This is a genomic window from Flavobacterium sp. CFS9, assembly GCF_041154745.1.
GTDB lineage: Bacteria > Bacteroidota > Bacteroidia > Flavobacteriales > Flavobacteriaceae > Flavobacterium.
Map to the genome: position 1 here is coordinate 4,441,300 of NZ_AP031573.1, position 23,803 is coordinate 4,465,102.

Annotated in this window: 27 protein-coding genes and 2 tRNA genes; 19 read left to right on the forward strand and 10 right to left on the reverse strand. The window is 41.8% G+C overall.

Annotation, left to right across the window (positions count from 1 at the left end; all coding sequences use genetic code 11):
* Window positions 1-161: 161 nt before the first annotated feature.
* Window positions 162-2,582 (forward strand): phenylalanine--tRNA ligase subunit beta, encoded by a 2,421-nt coding sequence (gene pheT / locus ACAM30_RS18730; protein ID WP_369616083.1) that lies wholly within the window; start codon window positions 162-164, stop codon window positions 2,580-2,582.
* Between the two features lie 191 nt (window positions 2,583-2,773).
* Here the strand turns inward: pheT and ACAM30_RS18735 are convergent, their stop codons facing one another.
* Window positions 2,774-3,286, reverse strand: a complete 513-nt coding sequence (locus ACAM30_RS18735) for an adenine phosphoribosyltransferase (RefSeq protein WP_369616084.1) — start codon at window positions 3,284-3,286, stop codon at window positions 2,774-2,776.
* Between the two features lie 115 nt (window positions 3,287-3,401).
* Here ACAM30_RS18735 and ACAM30_RS18740 point away from each other — a divergent pair.
* A tRNA-Arg gene (locus ACAM30_RS18740) sits at window positions 3,402-3,475 on the forward strand.
* Between the two features lie 147 nt (window positions 3,476-3,622).
* Window positions 3,623-3,696, forward strand: a tRNA-Arg gene (locus tag ACAM30_RS18745).
* Here ACAM30_RS18745 and ACAM30_RS18750 read toward each other — a convergent pair.
* Complete coding sequence (locus tag ACAM30_RS18750; RefSeq protein ID WP_369616085.1) at window positions 3,662-5,212, reverse strand: recombinase family protein; 1,551 nt, start codon at window positions 5,210-5,212, stop codon at window positions 3,662-3,664. The two genes, ACAM30_RS18745 and ACAM30_RS18750, sit on opposite strands and share 35 nt — an antisense overlap.
* Window positions 5,209-5,379, reverse strand: a complete 171-nt coding sequence (locus tag ACAM30_RS18755; RefSeq protein WP_165765108.1) for a hypothetical protein — start codon at window positions 5,377-5,379, stop codon at window positions 5,209-5,211. The genes ACAM30_RS18750 and ACAM30_RS18755 overlap by 4 nt, the downstream gene beginning before the upstream one ends.
* A 203-nt stretch (window positions 5,380-5,582) precedes the next feature.
* Here ACAM30_RS18755 and ACAM30_RS18760 point away from each other — a divergent pair, with 203 nt between their 5' ends.
* The 3 genes from ACAM30_RS18760 to ACAM30_RS18770 all read left to right on the forward strand — a co-directional run bounded on the left by ACAM30_RS18760 (window position 5,583) and on the right by ACAM30_RS18770 (window position 6,906).
* On the forward strand, window positions 5,583-6,050 hold the full coding sequence (locus ACAM30_RS18760) for a hypothetical protein (protein WP_369616086.1): 468 nt from the start codon (window positions 5,583-5,585) through the stop codon (window positions 6,048-6,050).
* Window positions 6,051-6,065: 15 nt separating this feature from the next.
* Window positions 6,066-6,401, forward strand: a complete 336-nt coding sequence (locus tag ACAM30_RS18765; protein ID WP_369616087.1) for a hypothetical protein — start codon at window positions 6,066-6,068, stop codon at window positions 6,399-6,401.
* A 166-nt stretch (window positions 6,402-6,567) separates the two neighbouring features.
* Window positions 6,568-6,906 (forward strand): hypothetical protein, encoded by a 339-nt coding sequence (locus ACAM30_RS18770; RefSeq protein WP_369616088.1) that lies wholly within the window; start codon window positions 6,568-6,570, stop codon window positions 6,904-6,906.
* A gap of 150 nt (window positions 6,907-7,056) precedes the next feature.
* On the opposite strand, the gene ACAM30_RS18775 is transcribed toward ACAM30_RS18770, so the two are convergent.
* Together ACAM30_RS18775 and ACAM30_RS18780 are read right to left on the reverse strand one after the other, a co-directional pair.
* On the reverse strand, window positions 7,057-7,212 hold the full coding sequence (locus tag ACAM30_RS18775) for a hypothetical protein (RefSeq protein ID WP_369616089.1): 156 nt from the start codon (window positions 7,210-7,212) through the stop codon (window positions 7,057-7,059).
* A gap of 7 nt (window positions 7,213-7,219) precedes the next feature.
* A complete protein-coding gene (locus ACAM30_RS18780; RefSeq protein ID WP_369616090.1) occupies window positions 7,220-8,752 on the reverse strand; it encodes a hypothetical protein in 1,533 nt (510 codons plus the stop codon).
* 684 nt (window positions 8,753-9,436) lie between these two features.
* Here ACAM30_RS18780 and ACAM30_RS18785 point away from each other — a divergent pair.
* The 12 genes from ACAM30_RS18785 (at window position 9,437) to chrA (ending at window position 18,447) form a co-directional block, all read left to right on the forward strand.
* The gene (locus tag ACAM30_RS18785; RefSeq protein WP_369616091.1) at window positions 9,437-9,829 is read left to right on the forward strand and encodes a single-stranded DNA-binding protein; all 393 of its coding nucleotides are present in this window, start codon (window positions 9,437-9,439) and stop codon (window positions 9,827-9,829) included.
* A 45-nt stretch (window positions 9,830-9,874) separates the two neighbouring features.
* A complete protein-coding gene (locus tag ACAM30_RS18790) occupies window positions 9,875-10,948 on the forward strand; it encodes a DUF932 domain-containing protein (protein ID WP_369616092.1) in 1,074 nt (357 codons plus the stop codon).
* Between the two features lie 90 nt (window positions 10,949-11,038).
* Window positions 11,039-11,692 carry a PRTRC system protein E gene (locus ACAM30_RS18795; RefSeq protein WP_369616093.1) on the forward strand — a complete coding sequence of 218 codons (654 nt, stop codon included), beginning with the start codon at window positions 11,039-11,041 and terminating at the stop codon, window positions 11,690-11,692.
* Between the two features lie 12 nt (window positions 11,693-11,704).
* Window positions 11,705-11,923: a PRTRC system protein C gene (locus ACAM30_RS18800; RefSeq protein WP_129022501.1), complete on the forward strand. Its 219-nt coding sequence runs from the start codon at window positions 11,705-11,707 to the stop codon at window positions 11,921-11,923.
* A gap of 15 nt (window positions 11,924-11,938) precedes the next feature.
* Window positions 11,939-13,114, forward strand: a complete 1,176-nt coding sequence (locus tag ACAM30_RS18805; RefSeq protein WP_369616094.1) for a hypothetical protein — start codon at window positions 11,939-11,941, stop codon at window positions 13,112-13,114.
* Window positions 13,107-13,835 carry a PRTRC system protein B gene (locus tag ACAM30_RS18810; protein ID WP_369616095.1) on the forward strand — a complete coding sequence of 243 codons (729 nt, stop codon included), beginning with the start codon at window positions 13,107-13,109 and terminating at the stop codon, window positions 13,833-13,835. Before ACAM30_RS18805 ends, ACAM30_RS18810 begins: the two co-directional genes overlap by 8 nt.
* The gene (locus ACAM30_RS18815) at window positions 13,832-14,635 is read left to right on the forward strand and encodes a PRTRC system ThiF family protein (RefSeq protein WP_369616096.1); all 804 of its coding nucleotides are present in this window, start codon (window positions 13,832-13,834) and stop codon (window positions 14,633-14,635) included. Before ACAM30_RS18810 ends, ACAM30_RS18815 begins: the two co-directional genes overlap by 4 nt.
* A gap of 322 nt (window positions 14,636-14,957) precedes the next feature.
* Complete coding sequence (locus ACAM30_RS18820; RefSeq protein ID WP_185291022.1) at window positions 14,958-15,758, forward strand: AraC family transcriptional regulator; 801 nt, start codon at window positions 14,958-14,960, stop codon at window positions 15,756-15,758.
* An 84-nt stretch (window positions 15,759-15,842) separates the two neighbouring features.
* On the forward strand, window positions 15,843-16,316 hold the full coding sequence (locus ACAM30_RS18825) for a hypothetical protein (RefSeq protein WP_185291068.1): 474 nt from the start codon (window positions 15,843-15,845) through the stop codon (window positions 16,314-16,316).
* Window positions 16,316-16,894 (forward strand): phosphatase PAP2 family protein, encoded by a 579-nt coding sequence (locus tag ACAM30_RS18830; protein WP_260446417.1) that lies wholly within the window; start codon window positions 16,316-16,318, stop codon window positions 16,892-16,894. The genes ACAM30_RS18825 and ACAM30_RS18830 overlap by 1 nt, the downstream gene beginning before the upstream one ends.
* 1 nt (window position 16,895) lies before the next feature.
* Window positions 16,896-17,327, forward strand: coding sequence for a DoxX family protein (locus ACAM30_RS18835; protein WP_185291023.1), 432 nt, complete (start codon window positions 16,896-16,898; stop codon window positions 17,325-17,327).
* Window positions 17,317-18,447 (forward strand): chromate efflux transporter, encoded by a 1,131-nt coding sequence (gene chrA / locus ACAM30_RS18840; protein ID WP_185291024.1) that lies wholly within the window; start codon window positions 17,317-17,319, stop codon window positions 18,445-18,447. The genes ACAM30_RS18835 and chrA overlap by 11 nt, the downstream gene beginning before the upstream one ends.
* Before the next feature lie 140 nt (window positions 18,448-18,587).
* Here chrA and ACAM30_RS18845 read toward each other — a convergent pair whose 3' ends face one another.
* Window positions 18,588-19,628, reverse strand: coding sequence for an IS110 family transposase (locus ACAM30_RS18845; RefSeq protein ID WP_369616097.1), 1,041 nt, complete (start codon window positions 19,626-19,628; stop codon window positions 18,588-18,590).
* Between the two features lie 487 nt (window positions 19,629-20,115).
* Between ACAM30_RS18845 and ACAM30_RS18850 the strand changes: the two genes are divergently transcribed.
* Entirely contained in the window at window positions 20,116-20,511 is a 396-nt protein-coding gene (locus ACAM30_RS18850; RefSeq protein ID WP_369616098.1) for a hypothetical protein, read from the forward strand.
* A 173-nt stretch (window positions 20,512-20,684) separates the two neighbouring features.
* On the opposite strand, the gene traN is transcribed toward ACAM30_RS18850, so the two are convergent.
* Genes traN through traK form a run of 4 tightly spaced genes read right to left on the reverse strand, consistent with a single transcriptional unit; the run spans window position 20,685 to window position 23,789 of the window.
* Window positions 20,685-21,545, reverse strand: a complete 861-nt coding sequence (gene traN, locus ACAM30_RS18855; RefSeq protein WP_369616099.1) for a conjugative transposon protein TraN — start codon at window positions 21,543-21,545, stop codon at window positions 20,685-20,687.
* Between the two features lie 19 nt (window positions 21,546-21,564).
* On the reverse strand, window positions 21,565-22,887 hold the full coding sequence (traM, locus tag ACAM30_RS18860; protein ID WP_369616100.1) for a conjugative transposon protein TraM: 1,323 nt from the start codon (window positions 22,885-22,887) through the stop codon (window positions 21,565-21,567).
* 17 nt (window positions 22,888-22,904) lie between these two features.
* Window positions 22,905-23,156: a nitrogen regulatory IIA protein gene (locus tag ACAM30_RS18865; RefSeq protein WP_369616101.1), complete on the reverse strand. Its 252-nt coding sequence runs from the start codon at window positions 23,154-23,156 to the stop codon at window positions 22,905-22,907.
* Between the two features lie 9 nt (window positions 23,157-23,165).
* Window positions 23,166-23,789, reverse strand: coding sequence for a conjugative transposon protein TraK (traK, locus tag ACAM30_RS18870; RefSeq protein WP_369616102.1), 624 nt, complete (start codon window positions 23,787-23,789; stop codon window positions 23,166-23,168).
* Window positions 23,790-23,803: the final 14 nt, after the last annotated feature.

The window sequence follows — 23,803 nt, forward strand, 5'->3', positions numbered from 1 at the left end:
TCATTTAAAGATGCAAAACTATGTCTCTATGTGTTAGAATAAGACTTACACGTTACAAAATTTCCCCTTTAATGAACAGTCCGAAAAAAGCAAATAAATTGTTTCTTACTACAATGTGCAATTCTTATATTTGTAACCTTATAAAAGAATAAAAAAGCAAAATGAAAATATCTTACAATTGGTTAAAACAATTTATTAAAACGGACTGGCCATCTGATCAAACTTCAGAATTACTAACAGATTTAGGGCTTGAAGTAGAAGTTGTCGAAAAATACCAGTCGATCAAAGGCGGTTTACAAGGTGTTGTTGTGGGGCACGTATTGACCTGCGAAAAACATCCTGATGCCGACAGATTAAAAGTTACCACTGTAAATATTGGTTTAGAATCTCCTATTCAAATTGTCTGCGGGGCTGCTAACGTTACTGCGGGACAAAAAGTACCTGTTGCCACAATAGGAACCGTTTTATACGATAAAGAAGGAGCTGAATTCGTTATTAAAAAAGGAAAAATTCGTGGAATGGAAAGCCATGGAATGATTTGCGCCGAAGATGAATTAGGTCTGGGAACAAGTCATGACGGAATTATGGTTTTGGCCGAAGGATTAGTTCCGGGAACTCCTGCTGCAGAAGTTTTCAAAGTAGTTAATGACGAAGTTTTCGAAATTGGACTGACTCCAAATCGTGCAGACGCTATGAGTCATCTGGGTACTGCCCGTGATTTAAGAGCCGGAATGCTGCAGCGTGGTGTGAACATCGAATTGATTACACCATCTGTGAGTAATTTCAGAGTAGACATGCGTACGTTAAAAATTGACGTTACAGTTGAAGAGCCTCTTTTGGCACCAAGATACTGTGGAGTAACTATTTCCGGAATTACCGTTAAAGAATCTCCGGCCTGGTTACAAGATCGTCTTAAAGCAATCGGACTGACACCTAAAAATAATATTGTCGATGTTACTAATTATGTTTTACACGAATTAGGGCAGCCCTTACATGCTTTTGATGCGGCAAAAATCAATGGAAAAGTAATCGTAAAAACACTTCCTGAAGGTACTAAATTTGTGACTTTAGACGATGTAGAAAGAACCTTGCACAAAGAAGATTTAATGATTTGTGACGAAAAAGGACCACTTTGTATTGCAGGTGTTTTTGGAGGTAAAAAATCAGGAGTTTCAGAAGGAACTACGGCTATATTCTTAGAAAGTGCTTATTTTGATGCCGTTAGCGTACGTAAAACTGCTAAAAGGCATGGACTAAACACGGATGCTTCTTTTAGATTTGAAAGAGGAATTGACCCAACGATTACAGAATATGCTTTAAAACGTGCGGCACTTTTAATTCAGGAAGTAGCCGGAGGAAAAATCACTTCTGATGTTATAGAAGTTTACCCTAAAAAAGTAGAAGATTTTTCAGTTTTATTGAATTTTAGCCATGTTTCAAAAATTATCGGACAGGAAATTCCAAAGGATACCATCAAAAAAATTCTGGTTTCTTTAGATATAAAAGTAAACAGCGTTTCAGATTCAGGTTTAGGCTTGACGATCCCTGCTTACCGTGTAGACGTACAGCGTGAAATTGATGTGATCGAAGAAATTCTGAGAGTTTACGGATACAACAACATTAATTTTTCTAAGAAATTCAATGCAACTGTTGCCAATTCTCCAAGAACAGAAGATTATAAGGTTCAAAATGTAATTGCCTCTCAATTAAACTCACAAGGGTTTCATGAAATGATGGCCAATTCGTTAACCACAGCAGCATACGCAAAATTATCTACCGCTTTAAAAGAAGAGCACAATGTTACGATGCTGAACCCTTTAAGCAGTGATTTATCAACTATGCGTCAGTCTTTACTGTTTTCAGGTTTAGAAGCGATTTCATATAACATTAACAGAAAGAATTCGGATTTAAAATTATTTGAATTTGGTAAAACGTATCATAAATACCTTAACGGATATGAGGAGCACAAGCACCTAACTTTGTTAATTTCCGGAAACAGAAACAAAGAAAGCTGGACTAATCCTCAAAAACCAACTGACTTCTTCTTATTAAAAGGATATGTAAGAGGTGTATTATCACGTTTAGGTATTGATAAAATCACCAATGCTCCGGTACAATCGGATGTTTTCGCAGAAGGAACGGCGATTTGCTACAATAGCGAGACTTTAGTAGAAATTGGAGTTGTTAAAAAATCAATATTGAAACATTTCGGCATCAAACAAGAGGTTTACTTTGCTGATTTCAACTGGGATTTGATTTTAAAAATCATTACCGGAAAGATTAAATATACCGAAATTCCAAAATACCCTGAAGTTCGTAGAGATTTAGCTTTACTGATTGATAAAAGCACTACTTACGAAAGTATTTTCAACCTTGCGAGACAAACAGAAAAGTCGCTTTTAAAGGACATTAACCTGTTTGATGTTTATGAAGGAAACAAGCTTCCGGAAGGTAAAAAATCATATGCTTTGAGTTTTACCATCCAGGATAATACTAAAACGCTTACAGACGCTCAGATTGACAAAATAATGTCGAAATTACAGCAGACTTTCGAAACTGAACTTGGAGCAACCTTAAGATAAGTTTAAAAAAATACAATTTTAAAAATTACAAATCCCAATTCTAAACTTAATTTTAGAATTGGGATTTTTTTTGGCTCTATTTAGATTTTATCTTTTAGATAATTTCAGATGTAAAAGACGATACAAAATCAACCATCTTACCATTCAGTACTATCAAATCAAAAATAGTTAATCTTCATTCTAAAATCCAATTAATAAGTGATAGCAGCAAAAATGGGATAGTTACCAATTTTCTCTCTTCCGTTCAAAAAACTGAGCTCCATCAGAAAGTTGCACTGTACAATCTCCCCTCCTAGTCGTTCTACCAATTCGCAAACGGCTTTTGCGGTTCCTCCTGTGGCCAAAACATCGTCGTGAATCAAAACCCTGTCTCCTTTCTTTATTGCGTCTGTATGCATCTCTAAACTGTCTGTACCATATTCGAGTTCGTACCAAGCCGAAATCGTGTCGTAGGGCAGCTTATTTGGCTTTCTTACCGGAACAAAACCTGCACCTAATTCCTGAGCCAGTAATATTCCAAAGAAAAAACCCCGGCTTTCGGCTCCCACCACTTTATCGATTTTCTGTCCTTTCAAAGATTCCGCCAGAATAGAAACGGTTTCTTTTGTCGCAATTGGATCATTTAGCAACGGAGTGATGTCTTTGAACAAAATTTCTTTTTTCGGAAATCCCTGAATATCACGGATATATTTTTCAATCTGCATTTTTTTTTATTTTTATGTTATTTCATACTTGCATATCTCACATTTATGCCTATCTTTGCACCCGCAATAAGCAATCAACAAAGCTACTGAAAAGCAGTCAGATTGAATAGCAAAAGGCCTCGTGGCGCAACTGAATAGCGCATCTGATTACGGCTCAGAAGGTTACTGGTTTGAATCCAGTCGAGGTCACTCTTAAAGGCAAAGGATAAATTATCTTTTGTCTTTTTTTTTCTCTTTAATCCTTTATTGAGAAAGTAGACATATAAGCTTATCTCTGCACCCGCACTAAGCAATCAGCAAAGCTACTGAAAAATAGCTAAATTGAAAAAACAAAAAGGCCTCGTGGCGCAACTGAATAGCGCATCTGATTACGGCTCAGAAGGTTACTGGTTTGAATCCAGTCGAGGTCACTACTCGGGACAAAAGAAAAATATCATCTTTTGTCCCGTTTTTTTTTGCCCGTAATCTATTGTTTACCAGATAGATGCACTTGAACATTTCGTTGATCCTAGCGGTTTGGATTTTATTGTTTTGAAATGTGAAATTTTCGGGGAAAATTAAACCGATTATCTCTCTGGAATCAACTAAAGACCCGTCACCAAAGGCTTCACCGAGCTTTATTAGGTTTTGCAGTCCTGTGTTCATCAAAGATTCAATATTGGCTCTGTCTTCATCCACATTTCCAATCTCATCTTCCAGTCTGCTGATCTCAGCATTATATTCTGTTTTCATTAGATGATAATCATCGGCATCTATCTTCTCGGTAACCAGCAGGTTTCTGGCAACAGCCAGTTTTTTTTCGTAAACTCCAATCTGTTCCAAGGATTTCTTTTTCTCATTTATAACCAATCCTGTATGTTCCCTGTACGCTTCAAGCAGAACTGCACTGTATAATTTTCTTACTTCGGCCAAAGGCTTGAATTTATTTAAATGCCCTTTAAATACACTATTGGCCATTTCGGAATTTACCCTCCACTTGCATATTTTATCGCAGTGGTAATAGTAGTAGTCTCTGCTTCTCCCCCTGCACTTGCTGCCTCCCAATTTCTGCCCGCATTCAGGACAGACAAAAAAGCCCCTGAGCGGAAAATTCTCAATTGTCTTGATTTTTGGCCTGTAAGTCCGTGCTTTACTGTTCAGTATATCCTGTACTCTGTAAAACAGGTCTTGGCTGATTATTGCATCATGCTGCCCCTTAACAAGCCTTTCCTCCTCATCGCGGTACTTTGGAACAACTATCATTCCACAGTAGAGCGGATTTCTTACAATCAGCCACATGTTGTTCTTGGAAATCCCCATGCCCTTTTCTTTGGCTGTCTGATATATCGATTCGGTACTGAAAATATTTTTTGCAATCTGTTCATATACCCAAACTACGTTTGCAGCCTTTTCCGGCACAATGGCAATATATTTTTTCCCATCCTCAGTTACTTTGTTTGCATAACCATACGGCGCCATTCCCATATGCCTGCCCTCTTTTTTACCTCTTCTGAGCCCTTGAAATGTATTTAGGGCCCTGCGGTCATTTTCGACCTCGGGCGCAGCGAGATAAAATGCGAGCATCATTTTGTTCTCCGGAACGCTTAAATCTAACGGCTGTTCAATTGCCTGCGGTTCGACTCCCAAGACCCTTAATTGATTTATCATCTGATAGGCATCGCCTGCATTTCGGCTGAACCTGTCCCACTTCATAAAAAGAACCAGGCTTATTTTGTTTTTGTGCTTTTTGATGTCGGCAAGAAATTTTTTCCATTGTGGCCTGTTGAAAGTTTTTGCGGAATGGTCTTCGTAAATCACATTGCGTATCTGAATTCTGTTGATGCCACAGTACTTTCTCAGCATCTCTTCCTGATTGCGCTGAGAGAAGCCTTTCTCAGCCTGCTCATCAGTGCTTACCCTGATATACAAATCTGCTATCTTACTCATTCTGTTTTATTTAAATGTTTCAACACCGCGATATTAGCAATTTTTCTCAAGAAATACAAGATTTCTTCAGCCTGTTCAAAAGTCACCTCCAAGCCTTCAGATTTAAGCATCTGCAGCGCTTTTTCAGTTGTAATCTTCGACTCATTGTAACCTGTCTCGTTTTCCATCTTCTTATCCATTTTAGATTATAATTACACTAGATAGAAATTTATTTTAATTAAATGTGATAATGTATAAATCGGCTTTCACTGGCATAAAGTGGAAGCACATGTCAATCAATTAGAGATAGTTGTTTTGTTATTTTTAAAAAGTATATTTACATTAGAATTCCGCCAATAATCAGCAATTTAATTTAAAAAATGAAATAGCTATGGTATTTACAGCAGTTAATTTAAAAAAGCATTCAGGCAAGACGCTGCCGCAGATTGTCTTCTCAGATTTAGATTATTTCATTTGGGCATATGAGAATAATGCTTTCAAAAATCCCCATCTAAAGCAGGAAGCAGAGTACATATTTAAAAGGATAAAGAACATAAAAATCCCAAAACAAAACTCTGAAGAATACGAAGTGGAATACCTGATACATCCGCCTACAGGTAAATTTGGGCATTTCGAACTAGTGCTTAAAACTACACCCCTGCATAGAGGAGGAAGTCCAGCTTTCAGAACCGAAAATATAGATTTGACCGTCGCCAGATCCATTGCAGCTTATGACAAAAGCGGGTGCCATACTATGATAGAATGCCTAAAAAAATACTATTTTGGTGACAGCAGCCATAAAATGGTAAAAAACAGGTGCGAGGATTTTTTCAACCATGATTCAAATTTCGTCTTATGATAATTTCACATAATTATGAATCCGAGTTTCCATTATTTTATCGCTAAAAGTTCCGCAGCAATTTATAAACTCTGCATCGGAAAAGGCAACGCAAAGGAAAGATTGATTGAATCCGAGCTTGAGATAAGGTCCGCTTTGCGCGCTACTGTTCCTGATGAACTAACGCCCTTGAAAAATAAGATAAAAAAAAATCTGCTTTACAGCGGACAAGGAGCATCAGGTGCTGACAAGGGTTCAATAGCCAGATCCCTGCTTGGAAAGAGGAATTCAACAGCATCCAAATTCATTGCAGACATACTTCGGCTCCATCATGAAGTTGAAGCTTACATTAAGTATTCTGACGGTAATTAAATAATAATTCCATCCACAACGATGTTACACAGGGTATAGTCTAATGTTACATCTAATTATTCACTTATTCTGATTAAAACTACACTTCTTCTCGTTCGATTGAAAATTAGCACCCATTTCTTAACTTTTTTAAGAATCGTCCATTTCCTATTTTTGCAGAAAAAAAATGAGTGGACAACACGACGGATTTCTAACGGAAAAACAATTTGGCTTATGGACGGTTTTTTTGATAGACGTCCAGTACAAAAATAACTTTTATATAAATTTATCTGCAACAACTATCAACAATTTAAATGTAATGGCAGAACTTTCGAATTACCAGATTCAATTCGACAAATATTTAGTTACAGCTCCAGATTCTAAAAAAATCGAAATTGACAAACACAAAGCCAACTTGCCTATTGCATATTTTGCATACATAATTGATCAAGCCGAAAAAAAACAATGCCTAATAGAATTGACAAGAACAGAGACCTCTTATCAATTCGATTTTACTTTTTATTAGAAGAAAAACTAAAACAAAACAAACCTTGATAATATTTACTAAGCATTAGTGCTGATTGTATTGCATTTCAGATACGATCGACTTTAAAATATTGTGCATTCAGAATTGCGAATCTAAAGAAAATGCAAGCCAGATTCATCTGCAGGAAACTTAAGGCCTGTTTTCAACTATCTTCACGCGAACAAGGTGCGATGGCTTTTTATTCATGTGATCTTGTCTGTCTTTGTAAGCCTTGTATTTACTTGTAATTTCTCCTTTAAACCTACAGTCATTACAAACTGCAATGTACCCCTCTTGATCAGCCATATCTATATTATTTTGTGTTAAACTTTATCGGAAAAGAAAGCCTTATGCCGAAATCTCCTCTCTTAAAGAATTCCTTATCAGAGCCAGAGACATTTGCCAAATCGGTACTTCTGTAATAAAGTTCGGCATTGACGGTGCTCGAAGTATTATCTTTATCTTTAAAACTAAAGACTATACCGAGTCCAAAATTCATCTGTGGCTTAAGCTTTTCTTTAATGACATATTGTGGAAATAAGTGAATAGCACCAAAATTATTCTTTAAGAAAAATTGATAATAATCGAAATTCAACCGCAACGTTTCAAGATTGTCCCTATAGCTTCCAGTATATGCTATATACTGCTCAGTTCCATATCGCGTGTCATCGGCATTATTAAAACTATTTTTTTCATTTATAGTTACTTTAGTAAGGCTAGAAAAATTATTCTCTAGAGCTCCCTCAATACTGCCTGAGATAAAACGGGAGTTCCATTCCTTATCTGAAAGATTATAGAATGAGTACATCAGAGTTAGCCCATGCGAAACAAAATGATCCTTCCATATTTGATTATCAAAGCTATTCAAAGGATTAAACAACTTGAAAGACGTGTTCTTTACATTGTATCCTAAACTTAGCCACTGAAGCTTGTAACCAGCTACAATTATTTTTTTATCACCTTGATTACTCTCAAGCTTGATTTTCTCCAAATCATATCGCTCTTTTAGAGACTCTAGCCTAACAACAACATCATTATCCTTCAATTTTAATTCTTGCAAGTCACTCAACAGAAACGACATTTCTATTTTCAATTTATCGCGGTCATATTCCATTTTAATTATTTCACTTTTTGTTTTGATATCCGTATTTATGCCGGCTATTAAAGCATCCTGTTTATACAGCATTTGCATTAGCTGATTTTTCTCTTTTTCAGTCTTGGCATTTTCTAACTCATAACTTAATGAATCACGTTTACCCATAGCCTGCCGCAGTATTGAATTCTGTAGGTTGTTATAACGGTGACTTCGATACAGATTTATTAAACTATCAGCTGCGACTATTTTCTTTCTTACCTCCAAAACCTGCTGTTCCACGAGTTCGACTTTGCGTTCCACTAAAAGCGAATCCAACTTAAACTGCCTCAGAAGTTCTTTCTTTTTCATTTCGACATCTTCAAAAGATAAACTTTCATAAGTAAGCTGCTTTCTCCTTACCAGAAAACTGTACTGTAATTGCAGACCTATTTTTGAATTAAGTTCGGTGCTGGTAAAAATCGGAAGAATCCCATCTGCAGACCCTCCATCGAGCTTAATCCCTAAAACAGAAGCGTTTTTAAAAACTATACTTCCCGCAAAAGACGCTTCAGCCTCCTTTAGATCAAGACCTGCAAAATTTCCAATATCGCTTCTGGACTGTGAAGCCATCAGAGTACCAAATTCCTGACTTACAATCGCTTTAAATTGCGTATCGGACAGTTTTTTAAATTTGTTCTGTGCACAAACTCCTGCGCAGATAAGCGTGGAGAGAATCAAGGTCCATAACTTACAAGGTATTTTTACGATCATAGCTGAAGGTTATAAATATGGTTTAAAAAAGAACTATACTTTCAAATAAAAACCGAATCTGTACATAAAAAAGGTAACCATCAGTACAAAACAGTTCAATGCTTAGTTCTGTCAGAATCACCGTTGCGTAAAGATCCCCATGTTTTTCATCACGGAGCAGGCCGATAAAAGCCGCATCAAAAACTTTTATCCCTGCCTTTATTAATGGATATAAATTTAGAAATAATTGACCTTTTACACCAAGTATAAATACCTGTTTTACAAAACGATACCGCACATAATTTAATTATAACATTAAACCGCCTTAAGTTCCCCCTGCAACAATTAATCCTCATGGCTTCCCGATCAAGTTTTATCAAAAAGCCCGTATGCTTCTGTCTTATTTCAGGAGCAAAGGTACCTACGTGTTCTTAACCCAGCAGCAAGGCCGAGTCCTGCGGATTTGCTATAAAATCTCCACCCATTCGGGTAGTATTTTCCATCAAAGCCTTGCTCCTGCTAAACACTAACCTTTTTTTGCTCATGAAACAAAACATAGCATACACCGGCTCTTTAAACGAATAAAAAAAAATGTCAGCAATGAGAAATAAAATATTGAAAGCGGAAAATGAAACAAAACAGCTCCACCTCGTCATTGCCGAATAAATAAAATTTAAAAAAAATAATCCTTAAAAATTAGAAATCATGAACATCATCGGAAGAGTAACAAAAGACGCAGAGGTGCGCACCTTGTCAGGAAACAGACAGGTCGTGAATTTTTCAATAGCAACCAACGAGAGCTACAGAAGCAAGGAGGGCGAAAGAGTGGAACAGACCACCTACTTCGACTGCGCCTACTGGATTAGCCCTAAAGTGGCAGACATACTGACCAAAGGCACTCTTGTGGAACTCTCAGGCAGGGTAAGCGCAAGAGCATGGAAAGGAAGCGACGGGGAGCTGCATGCGGGGCTGAATTTCAACACCTCGCAGATTAAACTGCACGGAGGCGTAAAAAAGGTACAGGGCGAAGTTACAGCAACGCAGACCCAAAACAGCAGACCTACGGTGCAGGAGCCTGAGGAAGACCTGCCATTTTAAGGCGCACAGGAATTAATATCAAGTTTCAATTTTAAAACAATTATCATGGCACACAATATCAATTACAACAGCAGCACAGGAAATTATTCATTTTTCAGCGTAAAGCAGAAAGCATGGCACAATCTCGGAAAAACGGTGCAGGACTATCCGACAAGCGCAGAAGCCATCAGGCACGCCCAATTGGATTACGAGGTCGCCAAAACGCCTTTATACACCAAAGCCTTGGCAAAGGAGGAAATGCAGGACGGTACTGTGACGGCAGGCGCAGAACTGCACGTTCCCGATTATTTCTCGACCATCCGCACCGACAGCAATACGGTTTTAGGCGTAGTGGGGAAAGACTACCATATCGTGCAGAACCGTGAGGCGTTCAGCTTTTTTGACGCCATAGTCGGGGGCGGCGAAGGCATCCTGTATGAAACCGCAGGGGCGTTAGGGAACGGGGAACGTATCTTCATTACAGCCAAGCTTCCCGACTACATCAGGGTCGGCAGCGGGGATGATGTGACTGAAAAATATATTTTCCTGACCACTTCCCACGATGGAAGCGGAAGCATTACAGCAGCCTTCACTCCCATCCGAATCGTATGCCAAAACACCCTTAACGCCTCACTCCGCAACATGAGCAACGTGGTGCGCATCCGACACACTTCGGGAGCAAAACAGCGCCTTGATGATGCGCACAAGGTCATGGGACTGGCAGACACGCTGAGCAGTCAGCTGCAGGACATCTTCAACCATTGGGCTAAAGTAAAAGTTACGGATACAGAGGTCAAGAAATTGATTCAGTTGGCATTATGCCCGAACAGGGAAACTCTGGAAATGCTTAAAACTGGCGCAGATGATGCCGTGTCCGCCATTTTCAGAAACACCGTGGAAGATGCTTTTGCCTATGCCATGGCAAGCGACACCCAACAGATGGAAACCACAAAAGGCACGCTCTACGGCGCTTACAATGCCGTGACGGGATATTATCAGAACGTGCGCACCTACAAGGACGATGAAGCCAAACTGCAGTCCATCGTGTTGGGAGGAACGGCACAGCTGAAATCGCAGAAAGCCTTCGAACTCTGCACCTCTTTTGCCGTGGACGGCAGCAGGGCGCTGATGCTGAATTAATAAAGCACGGGCGGCTGACCGCAAGGCGGCCGCCTTACAGCTTCTTAGTACATGAAGTCGACAAAATACGGACATTAAAAATCTACAGCCATGAACAGCAATTTTTTCAATCATATAAGACAGATGGACATTGCAGGGGATCTGCACCTGACCATCGCAAAATCGACTGACGGCATCCTTGTCGTATCGGTCATGCTCCAAAACGAAGCCTGCGGCGACAATGCTAAAAACATCATCCCCCCGCTCAACCTCAGGGGAACAGCAGAGGAACTCGACAGCGGTTTCTTTCAGACCATCACCGCCCCGATGCAGAGCGCTTCGGGACTGATGACCGATATGGAATCCTTTATGAAACAATTGGAGCAGGCAAAAAAGCATTCTGTAAAGGAGAAGGAAAAAGCCGATGCGGAGAAAAAACAGCACCAAGCAAAAGACAAAAAATTCAGCGATGCAATGGCAAAGGCGGAGGAACTGGAAAAACAGGGCAGATTCCGTGAGGCATGGATGAAAGTTCCCGAAGCGGCGGAATTTCCCGACAAAGCCGACGAGATACGCAGAAAGAGAACCTCCCTGTCCGACAGGTTCTCCACTCCAAGCCTCTTCGAGGCTGAGCAGGAAAAGCCCGAACCGCCCAAAGAGGCGCTCTATCCCGAACATGCCGAGATTCATCCCGATGAGGAAATGTCCTTTGAGGAGCAGGATTATGAACAGGAAGAGGAAGAACAAGACGAATACGAATACTAAAAATAGAGCGATATGTTACTAGCAACACACTTACAGCGGGTTTTCATAATCATCGAAAAGGGACAGCAGATAAGGCTGAGCGACCCCGAACCTAGATGGAGCGTCGAGGCGGTGCTGAATTTCTACGCCCCGACGTACCCTATCCTGACGACCTCCAAAATTTCAGCGCCAGTCATCAAGGACGACATGGTCGAATACCGATTCGAAACCGTAATGGGAACTAAAGGATAACTAAATTTCAATGACATGGATTATGCAAAAAAACATCATAGCAGGCACAATCAGCCCGCCACAACGCAAAAGGCAGATGCTTCTGCACCAACAGCTCGGCAGTTTTATGGCTTGGATGCACAGACCAAAAGATGCGGGGGAAATTCAGAAAGACAGACGAAAATCAGTCCCTGTCCGAATGCTTCCGATAATTTTCTGAGAGCGTCATTCCTGCCCAAACTGGAGAAGTGCGAAACCGTACAGCCCCGCAGAGAACTCGAAAAAATGCAGCCGCAGTTCTACAAATCCCTTTCGCATCTGACGGCTCACTACGGCATCACTCCCATGCAGACAGACTGCTTTGAATCCCCTTACAATTTCGCGCTGTCGCTGTGGGATGCGGAGCGGATTCTGAAAAAGCAGTACAAGGACTGCCCCCAAATCAGTCTGATGCAGGACGGTGCGGAAACCTATCTTGCCAGTGAGGAAACCTGCGATACAGGGACGACCCTGTATTACATACCAGTCGAACCGCTTTATTGGATGAGCCACGATGCGAGGTACAAAAGAAATGCCAAACTGCTTTTAAGCGTGTTTTGCTATCTGTACCATATTGCAGATGTCCCCTACTACAGACAGCAGGACAGCTACCTCTACTGGATGTATGAAATGCACAGGGAATGGACGGAGCAGGACGAGGAAGGCGAACAGAGAGAACGCTTTTTGCATGAGTTCGACAGGGCTGAACTTATCGGGGTCTATATAGAAAAAAAGATATACAATCCCATCAGCCTGAGGTTTTTTGGACAGCGCCTGCTCGCCTTCAAATGCCGTGATGCATTCGACAGGGAATGCCTGTCGGCTGCACAAAAAGCGCACAGGCTGTTCAGCGACTATCCCAAAGAGCGCATATTCCGAAACGCCCCCGCCTGCTCTGAGGACGGGCAGGACGAAGAAGAAAGCGAAAGCATCCCGATGCACAAATACATTTCCTTTATTGCGCATACCAAAGGATGGCTCTATGAAACCCTTGAGCAGAGCATCAACAACGAGTTCAACGAATACAGCCAGATGCACGAGCCGACCATCTTCAAAAGATTCAACGATAATGCCGACACGCACCAAAGCCTGGACTTCGAGCGCAGGTTCTTTTCCCTTTTGGATGACTTGTGCGGACTGCTGTATAACTATAAATCAGACGACGATGAATAATGCAAAAGATATTACCAGCCAGTTGGGCGTCCTTTACCATCCAAAGTCCGCACTTGTATTCTATCAGAGCCAGTCTGCGGAAAGGACGGTGTATGTGGAGCATTTCGATATGGACAAGGACGGAACGCCAGTCAATGCACACCCGCTGACTGAGCGTGAGGCGCAGGCGCTTGCCAAGGCACTGGTAACCGACAAGCAGAAGCAGACCGCCTTTCTCAAATCCGAAGGCATCCTTGCAGCAAACATACTGCACATCATTCCAAGCCTTGACAGGGGCGCTGTGCTTTGGTACACCAAACCCCAAAAAAGAACCCTGCACTTTATAGAAAGCCTCGGCATTGCGGACGGCAGGGCTAGCCTGCCCGCCATGATATGGCAGGCGACAAGAAACGGTCTCAGGGTCTTTGCAGTTGTCGGAAACAGAAGACCTACAGAGAATACACCGCTATTTCACGCACCTCTTCTGAACATCTACGAGGATGGAAGGGTTTGCATGGGGTCGGTCAGCATCAGGATTAAGAACTCCGCCTCGCTTGAAGAATTTACAGGCGCTTGGGAGGATTATTTCTTCAACAGCTACTTCAGCCACCTTATGGGTAACAACAGTCCCGTAAAAGGCTGCTGCATAAGCCTGTGGAAAGACCTCATTGAATCAGGACGACCTTTCCCAAACGAAGTACTGAAAAAAAACAGCAGAACACTTAAAAGCCTTTTGCCATGAAAGCAGTAAAGACCAAAATGCATTTTGCAGACCCTTATCTCGTCAGCCCCACAAACCCGCTGACCGTAAACCTTATAGGCGCAGGCGGTACAGGCTCGAAAGTGCTGACCGCCCTCATGGAAATGAATTACAGCCTCGTGGCGCTCGGACATGCGGGACTGTCCGTCCGCCTTTGGGATGACGACCTGATAACCGATGCCAATCTCGGCAGACAGCGCTTCGCACCCTGCGAAACAGGCCTGTACAAATCCGCTGCCCTTATCAACCGTGCCAACCGCTTCATGGGTACGGACTGGAAAGCCGAAAGCGTAAAATTTGAAAAGGATGCGCTTGGAAGACCGCCAAAAAATGCGCAGGCAAACGTTTACATCACCTGCACGGACAGCGTGCAGTCCCGATTTGATGTTGCGGAAATCCTCGCCTCACTTCAACGAAACAGCGCGCAGAGGGACACTCCAAAATACTGGATGGATTTCGGCAACAGCCAGTATACGGGGCAGGTCGTACTGTCCACCATTTCGGAAATCAGACAGCCCGATTCCCAAATCTATCAAACCGTCCCTGCCCTGCCCTTTGTCACCGACGAATTCGGGGAACTGCTCAAAGAATCCGAAGCGCTTGACGGCACACCGAGCTGTTCGCTTGCCGAAAGCCTAGAAAAGCAGGATCTGTTTATCAACTCGGCTCTTGCGCAGTTGGGATGCTCGCTCCTTTGGAATCTGTTCCGTTTCGGGATGACCGAAAACAGGGGATTCTTCCTGAACCTCAAAAACTTCCAGTCCAATCCACTTAAGGTGTGATGACCCGCAGATGCGGGCGGCAAAAAGGGCTCCCTTCCTCTGGTCGGGTGCCTTTTTGCGTTTTGGCGGTGCATCCCTAATGCCAAAAGGCACAGAGCGCCCTTTTACCATAAGCGATGCGGGAAGCTTTCACAAGGGATCCCCTATCCCTTCAACTGTGCTGCGGGCTTCTTTTCTTTCCGCTCCGGCGTCCAAAGAAAAGATTCTGTGTTATTATCCAAATCTTTTTACAAATAACTTGCAGAAGTTTAGACTTTGATAATAGCATTAAAAAAAGCTAACTACAGATAATTATATTGAGTAATTTAGTAATAAAAATAATTTGAAAAAATCCGTAACCATAAAGAGTAAAATTGAATCTGCAGAACTGATAAAAGTTTCAACATTCAGAAAAGGCATCCGCAAAACAGAACCGCATAAACACAGCAGTTATTTTGAAATTATATATCTGTCGCAGGGAAGCGGTACGCACACTATTGATTATACACAATTCCCTATACTACCGCCAACTGTATTTTTTGTCCGAAAAGAACAAGTACATCATTGGGATATTGCCTCAGTACCTGAAGGTTATGTATTGCTCCTGAAAAAAGGATTTGTTGATAAATCGCTGGATAGTGAGCTGAAAAGAATTTTGTCTCAGGTAAGTGCATTAAGCTGCCTTCATCTTGAGCAGAACAATGCCATATCAATATTATTTCAGTTGCTTATTGATGAGAAAGATTTCAGTGTGACAGAAGGGATATTAAAGGCATTATTGGCAAAAATCATCAGTACTCCTGCATCTTTTCCTGTCAATAAACATAAGACCAATAACACTATCTTGTTATTTAGGGAGCTCCTCAATCAGACAGATGATTTAAAAAATAATGTTGCTCACTATGCCGGGCAATTAAACACGACGCCCCAAAATCTAAATGCTATCTGTAGAAAAGAGCTCAATCAGCCAGCGGCAGATGTTATAGCAGAATACATGATTAGTGAGGCAAAAAGATTATTGCTCTATACCGATAATACTGTTTCAGAAGTAGCGTATACTTTAAACTTTAATGACACTTCTCACTTTATAAAATATTTCAAGCGTCATACAGGTTCCACACCGCAGGTATTTCGCAGTCTTTAAGAGCTACCATATTATTTTCAAATATACCGTCATTATACAATTCATTGTATGAAGTTTGCAAGACAAACTAAAAACAGGGATATCATGAGGTATTTTTTAATTCTACTATCGTTAACGCTCTTTCCTGCCTGTAATCAAAAAATAGAAACAGCGCAAGGCAAATGGATAAAAGGTACGGAACAGGAGAAACTGGAAATCATAGAAAATCAGTTTCGGGGTTTTGATAACACAATGGTCGAAACTGGCTATCGCTACCAGGAATTATTTTGGGCGGGACAGGATGAAAATTGGGAATATGCGCATTATCAATTAGAGAAAATACAAAAAGCAATCGAAAACGGATTGGAGCGAAGACCTGAACGTTCGGAATCAGCAAAACATTTTCTAAATGTAACTCTTCCAGAAATGGGAAAAGCTCTTGTAAAAAGAGACACCGCTGTATTCAACAAAAATTTTCAAGTGCTTACCAATAGCTGTATAAGTTGCCATGCAATGGAAAGAGTTCCATTTTTTACTGTAAAAACTCCAACAGAAAGACAATCACCGATAAGAAGATAATGATAGAGTCTATAAAACAATTAGATATAGATATCCTGCTTTGGCTAAATGGCAGCCATAGTGAGTTTTGGGATAATGTAATGTGGTTTGCCAGTGAAAAATACACATGGCTCCCTTTTTATGGATTTTTGTTATCGATGTTGATTTGGAAATATCGAAAAGATGGGATTTTTATGATATTGCTGATAGTTTTACTGATCACTATAAGTGACCAGCTGGCTTCAGGAATATTCAAACCAATATTTGAAAGATTACGACCTAGCCACAATCCTGATTTAATAAATAAGCTGCACATTGTTAATAATTACAGAGGTGGAAAGTTTGGTTTCATATCATCCCATGCAGCCAATGTTTTTTCCTTGGTATTCTACCTGACGCTCGTAGCCCGGGACAAACTGAAATGGCTGCCTTTTGTTCTTATCCCCTGGGCAGTATTTGTCAGTCTTAGCAGGGTTTATCTTGGAGTGCATTATCCAGCAGATATTGTTGTTCCAGCCGTTCTGAGTATTCCTATTGCTTTGCTTGTGGCCCGAATTTACAATTTGTATAATCCGATTATAATAAAAAAATTCGCTTAATATGTTCAAAAAAATCATTAATACCGACAACTCAAAAACCACAATTATAATCCGCTTGATTGTTGGTGCAGTTTTCTTTTCTGAGGGAGTTCAAAAATTTTTATTTCCAGCCATTCGTGGTGCTGGCCGCTTTGAAAAAATCGGATTTCCATCACCTGATTTTTTGGGAAGTTTTGTTGGTTTTTTCGAAATCCTATGTGGAATTTTACTTTTAGTGGGTCTGCTAACCCGTTTAGCCAGTATTCCGTTAATCATAATAATGCTTGTTGCTTTCGCAACTACCAAAGCTGAAGTATTGTCAAATGAGGGCTTCTGGGAGCTACTTCATGGAAGCCGTACTGATTGGGCAATGCTTTTAGGAAGTATATTTCTCTTAGTTAAAGGTGGCGGTAATTGGTCTATTGATAAAATCTTAATGAGGCATGGGGCGTGATATTCGTATAAAAAAAATTGCCGAACTCTTTCTCAAACTGGGATTCATCGGTTTTGGAGGCCCAGCAGCACATATTGCAATGATGCAGCAGGAAGTTGTCGTCAAAAGAAAATGGATGAGCGAACAGCATTTCTTAGATTTATTGGGAGCAACCAATCTTATACCCGGTCCCAATAGTACTGAAATGGCGATACACATTGGCTACGACAAAGGGGGCTGGAAAGGACTGTTGGTTGCAGGCCTTTGTTTTATTTTACCAGCGGTTTTCATTAGTGGTATTTTTGCCTGGCTGTACAAACAATACGGACAGTTACCCGAAATACAGCCGTTTATTTACGGTATCAAACCCGCCATTATTGCCATCATTATCGGAGCAATTTTTCCATTAGCCAAAAAATCGATTAAGTCAATTTTATTAGCATTTATAGGTATCGCTGTATTGGTCTTGTCTTTATTCGGGATCGGGGAAATGTATTTAATGTTTGGTGCAGGCCTTTTCGCATTGGGTGTGTTTTATATTAAAGATCAAAAAAACATTACGTCGCAAAGTTTTATTCCTGTTCTTTTTTTTCAAATTGCAAACAATCAATTACTTTCAGAAACAAACACCAGATTATTTTGGGTGTTTTTAAAAATTGGTGCTATTCTCTACGGAAGCGGTTACGTTTTATTCGCTTTTTTAGATACGGAATTGGTAGCAAACGGATTACTTACACGACAGCAATTGATGGATGCTATTGCAGTTGGCCAATTCACTCCAGGTCCTGTTTTTTCATCAGTTACATTTATTGGTTATCAAATCAATGGAGTATCCGGGGCTGTTATCTCAACGATTGCTATTTTTCTTCCATCGTTTGTATTGGTAGCATTACTTAACCCTCTGATGAAAAAAATGAGAAATTCTAAGGGGTTGTCAGCTTCACTGGATGCTGTAAATATAGCATCTGTTGCCATTATTATTGCTGTTTGTTTAACAATGGGTAAAGAAACCATTACCGATTGGAAGACAATCAGCATAGCAATGATTAGTGCTATTATCGTTTTTAAATTCAAAATAATCAACAGTGCATTCATTGTCTTGGGTGGCGCACTGCTTGGCTATCTATTATATCAATTTTAATTTTATAATAATGTATTGAATATCTGACTTTCATAGGTATAAAAAGGCAATAGTATTTATAGGTAATAGCAAATAAACTAATACCTCTTCAAAGAATTTATGTGGTGAGATAACTTAACGATAAGTAACTCAACTCTCCATTACATAGCTATTGCTCCAGAAGGCAAAATTTGATATGCATATTCCGGATTATAATAAGAATTGTTTTTCCAGAGGATAAAAGTCAATTCTAATATTTTTCTTTGGATGGCAACAATAGCTTTCATTTTAATGCCATGCCTTGAAACCAATCTTAAAAAGATATCTCTGAACCTTTCATTGGTTCTAATCGCAGCCAGTGCCGGAAAGTGCAAGACTTTCCTTAAATTCCGATTACCCCGTTTGGATATACGTGGTTTGGATTTTACGGAGGTCCCAGATGTCTTTTCTCTTACATCTAATCCCGCATAACTGACCAGTTGCCTTTTATTTTTTATGAGTTCGAAACCGTTGGTTTCAGCGATAATGGTGACGGCAGTCAAATTTCCAACTCCAGGTATAGAAGATATTACTTTCATCTTTTCTACTAGTACCTCATCTCCTTTGATGAGTTTAGCAATTTCTTCCCGTATCTCCTTTTCCTGCGTATCAATCAAAGCTATTCTTTTGTTTGTTCTTTTAACTGACTTTTCACTTGATTTTGCAGAAGTACGTTCAGCATGCAATTGATTTTTTAACATGGTACGTTCCTGTACCAACTGCTCACGTTCCCGACAAAGCTGCCTCAAATCGTTGAATATTTTTAGAGGAGGTTGCCAAACTTCCAATTGCCTTTCCAGACCAAATCTGGCAATTGCTTGTGAGGCACTCTTGTCAGTAATCGTTCTTATATCAAGTGTTCTCACATAATTACTAATTTTGTTTGGTAAAACGATACTGACTTGTTTTTGAACACTGCATAGATAATAGGCTAAAGATTCATGGTAAACCCCTGTTGCTTCCATTACATAACGTACTTCCGTTGCGGTTAATGTTTGCTTATTAACCCACAATACAAGACTGGAAAATCCTTTTTTAGTATTGGGAAATACTTTGTAAGCATAAATTTCAATACTGATCTGCTCGTCCATCCGACCAAGTGACACAACTAATTCCTTTTGCGCAACATCAATTCCGACTGTCTGCTTTAATAATATCTTCATCTTATTTGGTTTAGGTAAGTGATAACCTTTTTTTATCTTTTCTCCTGAGTGGATATACTGGCTATACGACCTCAAATAGGAGTGTATTCCTTACATTCTGTTCAGATTCTAAAAGGTTAAAGAAGAGGAGGCAGTCTCTTTTCTTGAATATACCATAAAGGCTATTTAAAGCAAAATCTGCTCTCGCTCTTCTTCACTTAGATTATATTATACAAACATAGGAGAAGCAAAAGAAACCCCTTAAACACGCCTATTATTATTTCAATCCCATTCCGGCATTTTGTATATTTGGAATTATTCCATGCAAAATGAAAATAGATACAAAAGACCTTGTCAGAAAATCGGAGCGGTTTGCCCTTGATTTATCGCAGCAGATATCACAAATTAGGTTAAAACCATTTTTGGAAACCTCATTCCACTGCTCCGAATTCAGGGACAAAAAAGTGCTAAAAAACATCTCCACAAAATTGCCAAAAGCGGCTTTCCGTTGATCTATGTCTTTGAAATCAAATCTGCAGCCAAGGTAAAAACGCTGCTCAAGGCATTTGAAGCATATCATGCACTGAACCTTCTCAAAACAAAAAACGAGGACAGGGTAAATCTTTCCAAGTACAATAGGAAATCATCCTCGGTTCTTTATGTCGGAAGCTCGACAACCGATTTCAGAAAAAGGGTCAAAGACCATCTCGGAACCCAAAGCTCCCGCACCTATGCCATGCACCTCTGCAAATGGGACGGGGATCCGGATTACGAGGTGGCCATATCGGCCTATCAGGTAATTTCGCAAAGCGACCCGGCCGTCGAGCGCTTCATTGTGGAGATCCTGGAACAGCAGCTCTGGGACGTTCTCCAGCCCGTATTCGGCAAACGCAGCGGTCTGTAGACGCGGGAACAGCCTTAAAGCCGAACCTAAGACTACAGCACTTAAAACATTGCAAAACAATATCTTAAAATTTACAATAAAAATAAAAAACCGACCTATCTGGCCGGTTTTATTTTGTCCGCACGTTAAGGAATTTACGTTGGACATGCACTTCTATCCTGCACGGATTTCCTCTATGGATTATTCAGAAGACAGGCCTTCAGCAGGTCCGAATTTTTAATTTTTAGGGTCAGCTGCCTGCCGCCGTTTTTCTCGAATATCTCGATAAGGAGCAGCTTGCCGTCTGCGAGGGTGAAAAGGTCCAGCACATATATGTTATGCTCTGAGCCTCCAGCCTTGATCTGGTCAACCGGCCTGTAGATTCGCAGAGGCAATATGGCTGTCTGCTGTACCGCAGTTCGTCTGGCCTTCTTCCTGTCGGCTATCTTGAAACTGAGAAAATCAATCCTGTAAGGCACATTATTGCTGTTTCTCAGCTCGGTATGCAGATAGTATTTTCCCTCATGGACGTAGATCCCTTTCAGCCTGAATTCCACTCCGGCATTCCTTGTCCTTATATGCCTAACCGCACGCTTGTCCCTTTCATAGATGCGCTGCATCAGTGTTTCCACCATCAGCGGAGGACTTTGTCCCAGATTCTCAAAAAGGGCTCCCTCAGATCCAATGCTGCCAGACTTTCGTATGCTGTAGTTCAGGGTCTGCGGATTTGGATCATAATGCACATCAAAACTGTAAAAATGCCCGTCGATGGTCATGACCGAAAGATTGGTCTGCTGCTCAAAATCCCTTACAGCTGCCTTTACCCGCAGCACGTTATGGGCATCTTCCGCCTTTCCTGCCATAAGCAGTTCGCTTCCCAGATCCGCATAGCGGATTTCAGATGGGAAAATCAGGTGCGAAGTCTTGTCATAGGTTATGCCTAAACCGCAGGCCTTGATCTCGTCCATAACCGGCAGGCTGCTCTGCGGAAAGCACAGCTGGACGCAGAGAACTGCAAGCAGCGCCGTCCAGTATTTTTCATAATATCTTTTCATCTTTATATTCTTTTGATTGCTATTGTTTTTTCGAAACCAGAAAAAGCTGGTACCCAGCCTTAAGCATAACCTTGGGCGTTTTTACCTTTTTGGAGAAATAGCCGGAAATCCCCTGCAGGACGCCCCTGCTCAGATCGGCGGCAACCTGCTGTCCTGCCGACTGGGTCAGCATCAGGCTCGTTGCGGACTGCTGTCCCATATTGCCCGCCATCTGCCCGGCAGCCGTTCTCTCCTGCGAAAAAGGCACCGCAAGCCCCTGCTGCCCGTCCAGGTCAAAAACGTTTATATCCACAGCAGTAATGGTGCCGTTCAGCACCATGGAGCTGATCTTGAGCTGAAGGCGTCCGGTCTGCATCCTGGTCGTGGCCGTAAGCACCGTTCCCTTTGCGAGAGTGCCGCCGGCTACGCCGGCATCCTCCAGAAGACGAACCTTCACGGCGCTCCCGTCTATTACCGTCTGCGTCTGGTCCACGCAGGCCTTGATGCTGTTCCTGACAGGAACCTCCCCCTCTTTGGCATCCGCCGTGTAAAAAGATCGGGTATTCAGCAGCACGCCAGGTTCAGCATCCGCACCAGCTTCCGCCGTAGGGCGAAGAAATGATACTGCAGTTTTCCTCTGAGGCGCAGCTCCTGCAAAATATGGCGCATCTGCATTGGATGGCCTATTTGCACGTACAGACGAGTCAGCTCTCTGCAGCGGCTGGGCACCAGATGCAGAAGGCAGGTACTTGGCGGCCATCTGATACGACTTTTCCATGAGCGCCAGCTGTCCGTCGACCGTCACCGAAGGCGCGGCATCCCTCTGGGCAAGCTCCGATTTGAGCTCCGCAACCTCCCTGCGCAGCATATCGGCATCTCCGCCGCTGTCCTTGTAAAAGCTTCCAAGTTCTTTCTGCGCATTTCGGTACGTGATGAGTCCCGAATTTGATTCTCTGGATTCAAGTCTTCCCGGCGGCACTGGATGTTCAGCTGCGGGCTGCTCATTTCCTGTTACGCTGTCCTGTTTCCAGTAATCGGCCAGCGTGGTAAGCGCATTGCGCTTCTGCTCCTGCTTCTGCTCGAGCATCTCCTGCTCGTACGCTTTCTCCTTGTCGCCCTGCATTTCATTGTCCGCGGCCTGCGGAACGATGCTGTTGAGCCCTATTTCCTGCTTTCTTCCGCTGTCGGAGGAAGGCCTGAAAATTAGGTAGAGGCATCCCGCACAGACGATGCCCATCAGACCGAATATCAGAGGTTTCTTCAGCCTCTCCAGCCTGCCGGTTTTCACATCTTCCCGACCCATTTGATTTTCCGAAGCCGATTCCCTAATCATCACCCCTGATCTTTTCTCATTTGTTTTCATAAATTTCCTTTCTTTTTTTATTTTGGTTGAACTGCCTGATAGCGCTCTTTTTTTTGCCTATCCATTGGATTATCTATATGTCCGGTAACCGTGATGCGGCGGTTCTCTGACCTTTGCAGCCACACCTTGGTTATCACTGCTGCGGTCAGCAGTACATAGCCCCAAAAAAACAGCCGTATGAGCCGGTGCTGCCTTTCCAGAGGCATCCTGTCCCATCGCCTGTCAAAAGCCCCCGTCCACCTGTCCAGATTTTTTAAGATCTTCTTCATAATGTTTCTTCAGCGTTTAATAACTTCGATGTCCTTATTCTCCACCACCGCAAATTTTTCAATATTGAAGCCCTGAGGATTGTTGTCCGAGCGCACCGAGTTTACCAGAAGGCAGCTGGTCACAAGGCTTCGCTGGGTCACGTTGCTGGATCGGATGATGAATTCCCTCGCATAGGATCTGACCGGGTACGGATAGGATTCGAAACTGCACACCACGCTGTCAATCTCGATGCGCTGCTGAACATTCCCCGATATGATGCGGTTGTAATAGCCCTTCTCGGACAGGTCTTTGTAATAGTCGAAAGCGCTTTTGTCGGCAAGGCTGAAGGCGCGCTTCATATTGCTTTCAATGGCGTATTTGTCGGGGGCGAGCGTAAAGAAGAGTTCGTGGAAACGCCTCACATGCTCCCTGGCCTCGACGGGCCTGTTGACCGATGCATCCTGCGAGAGTGCCAGCATCAGGGATTTCCCGTTGTCCAGCACATAGATCTTCTCACGCTGCCTGTCGGCAAAACGGTAGGACCACCAAAGGGCGGATCCCGTGATTCCCGTGCAGAGAAGCGCAAAGACAATCGCGTAAATCCTGATCTGCCTGAAACTGTTTTCTATGTTTCTTAAAGTTTTGAATTCCATTATTGTTGTTTTAT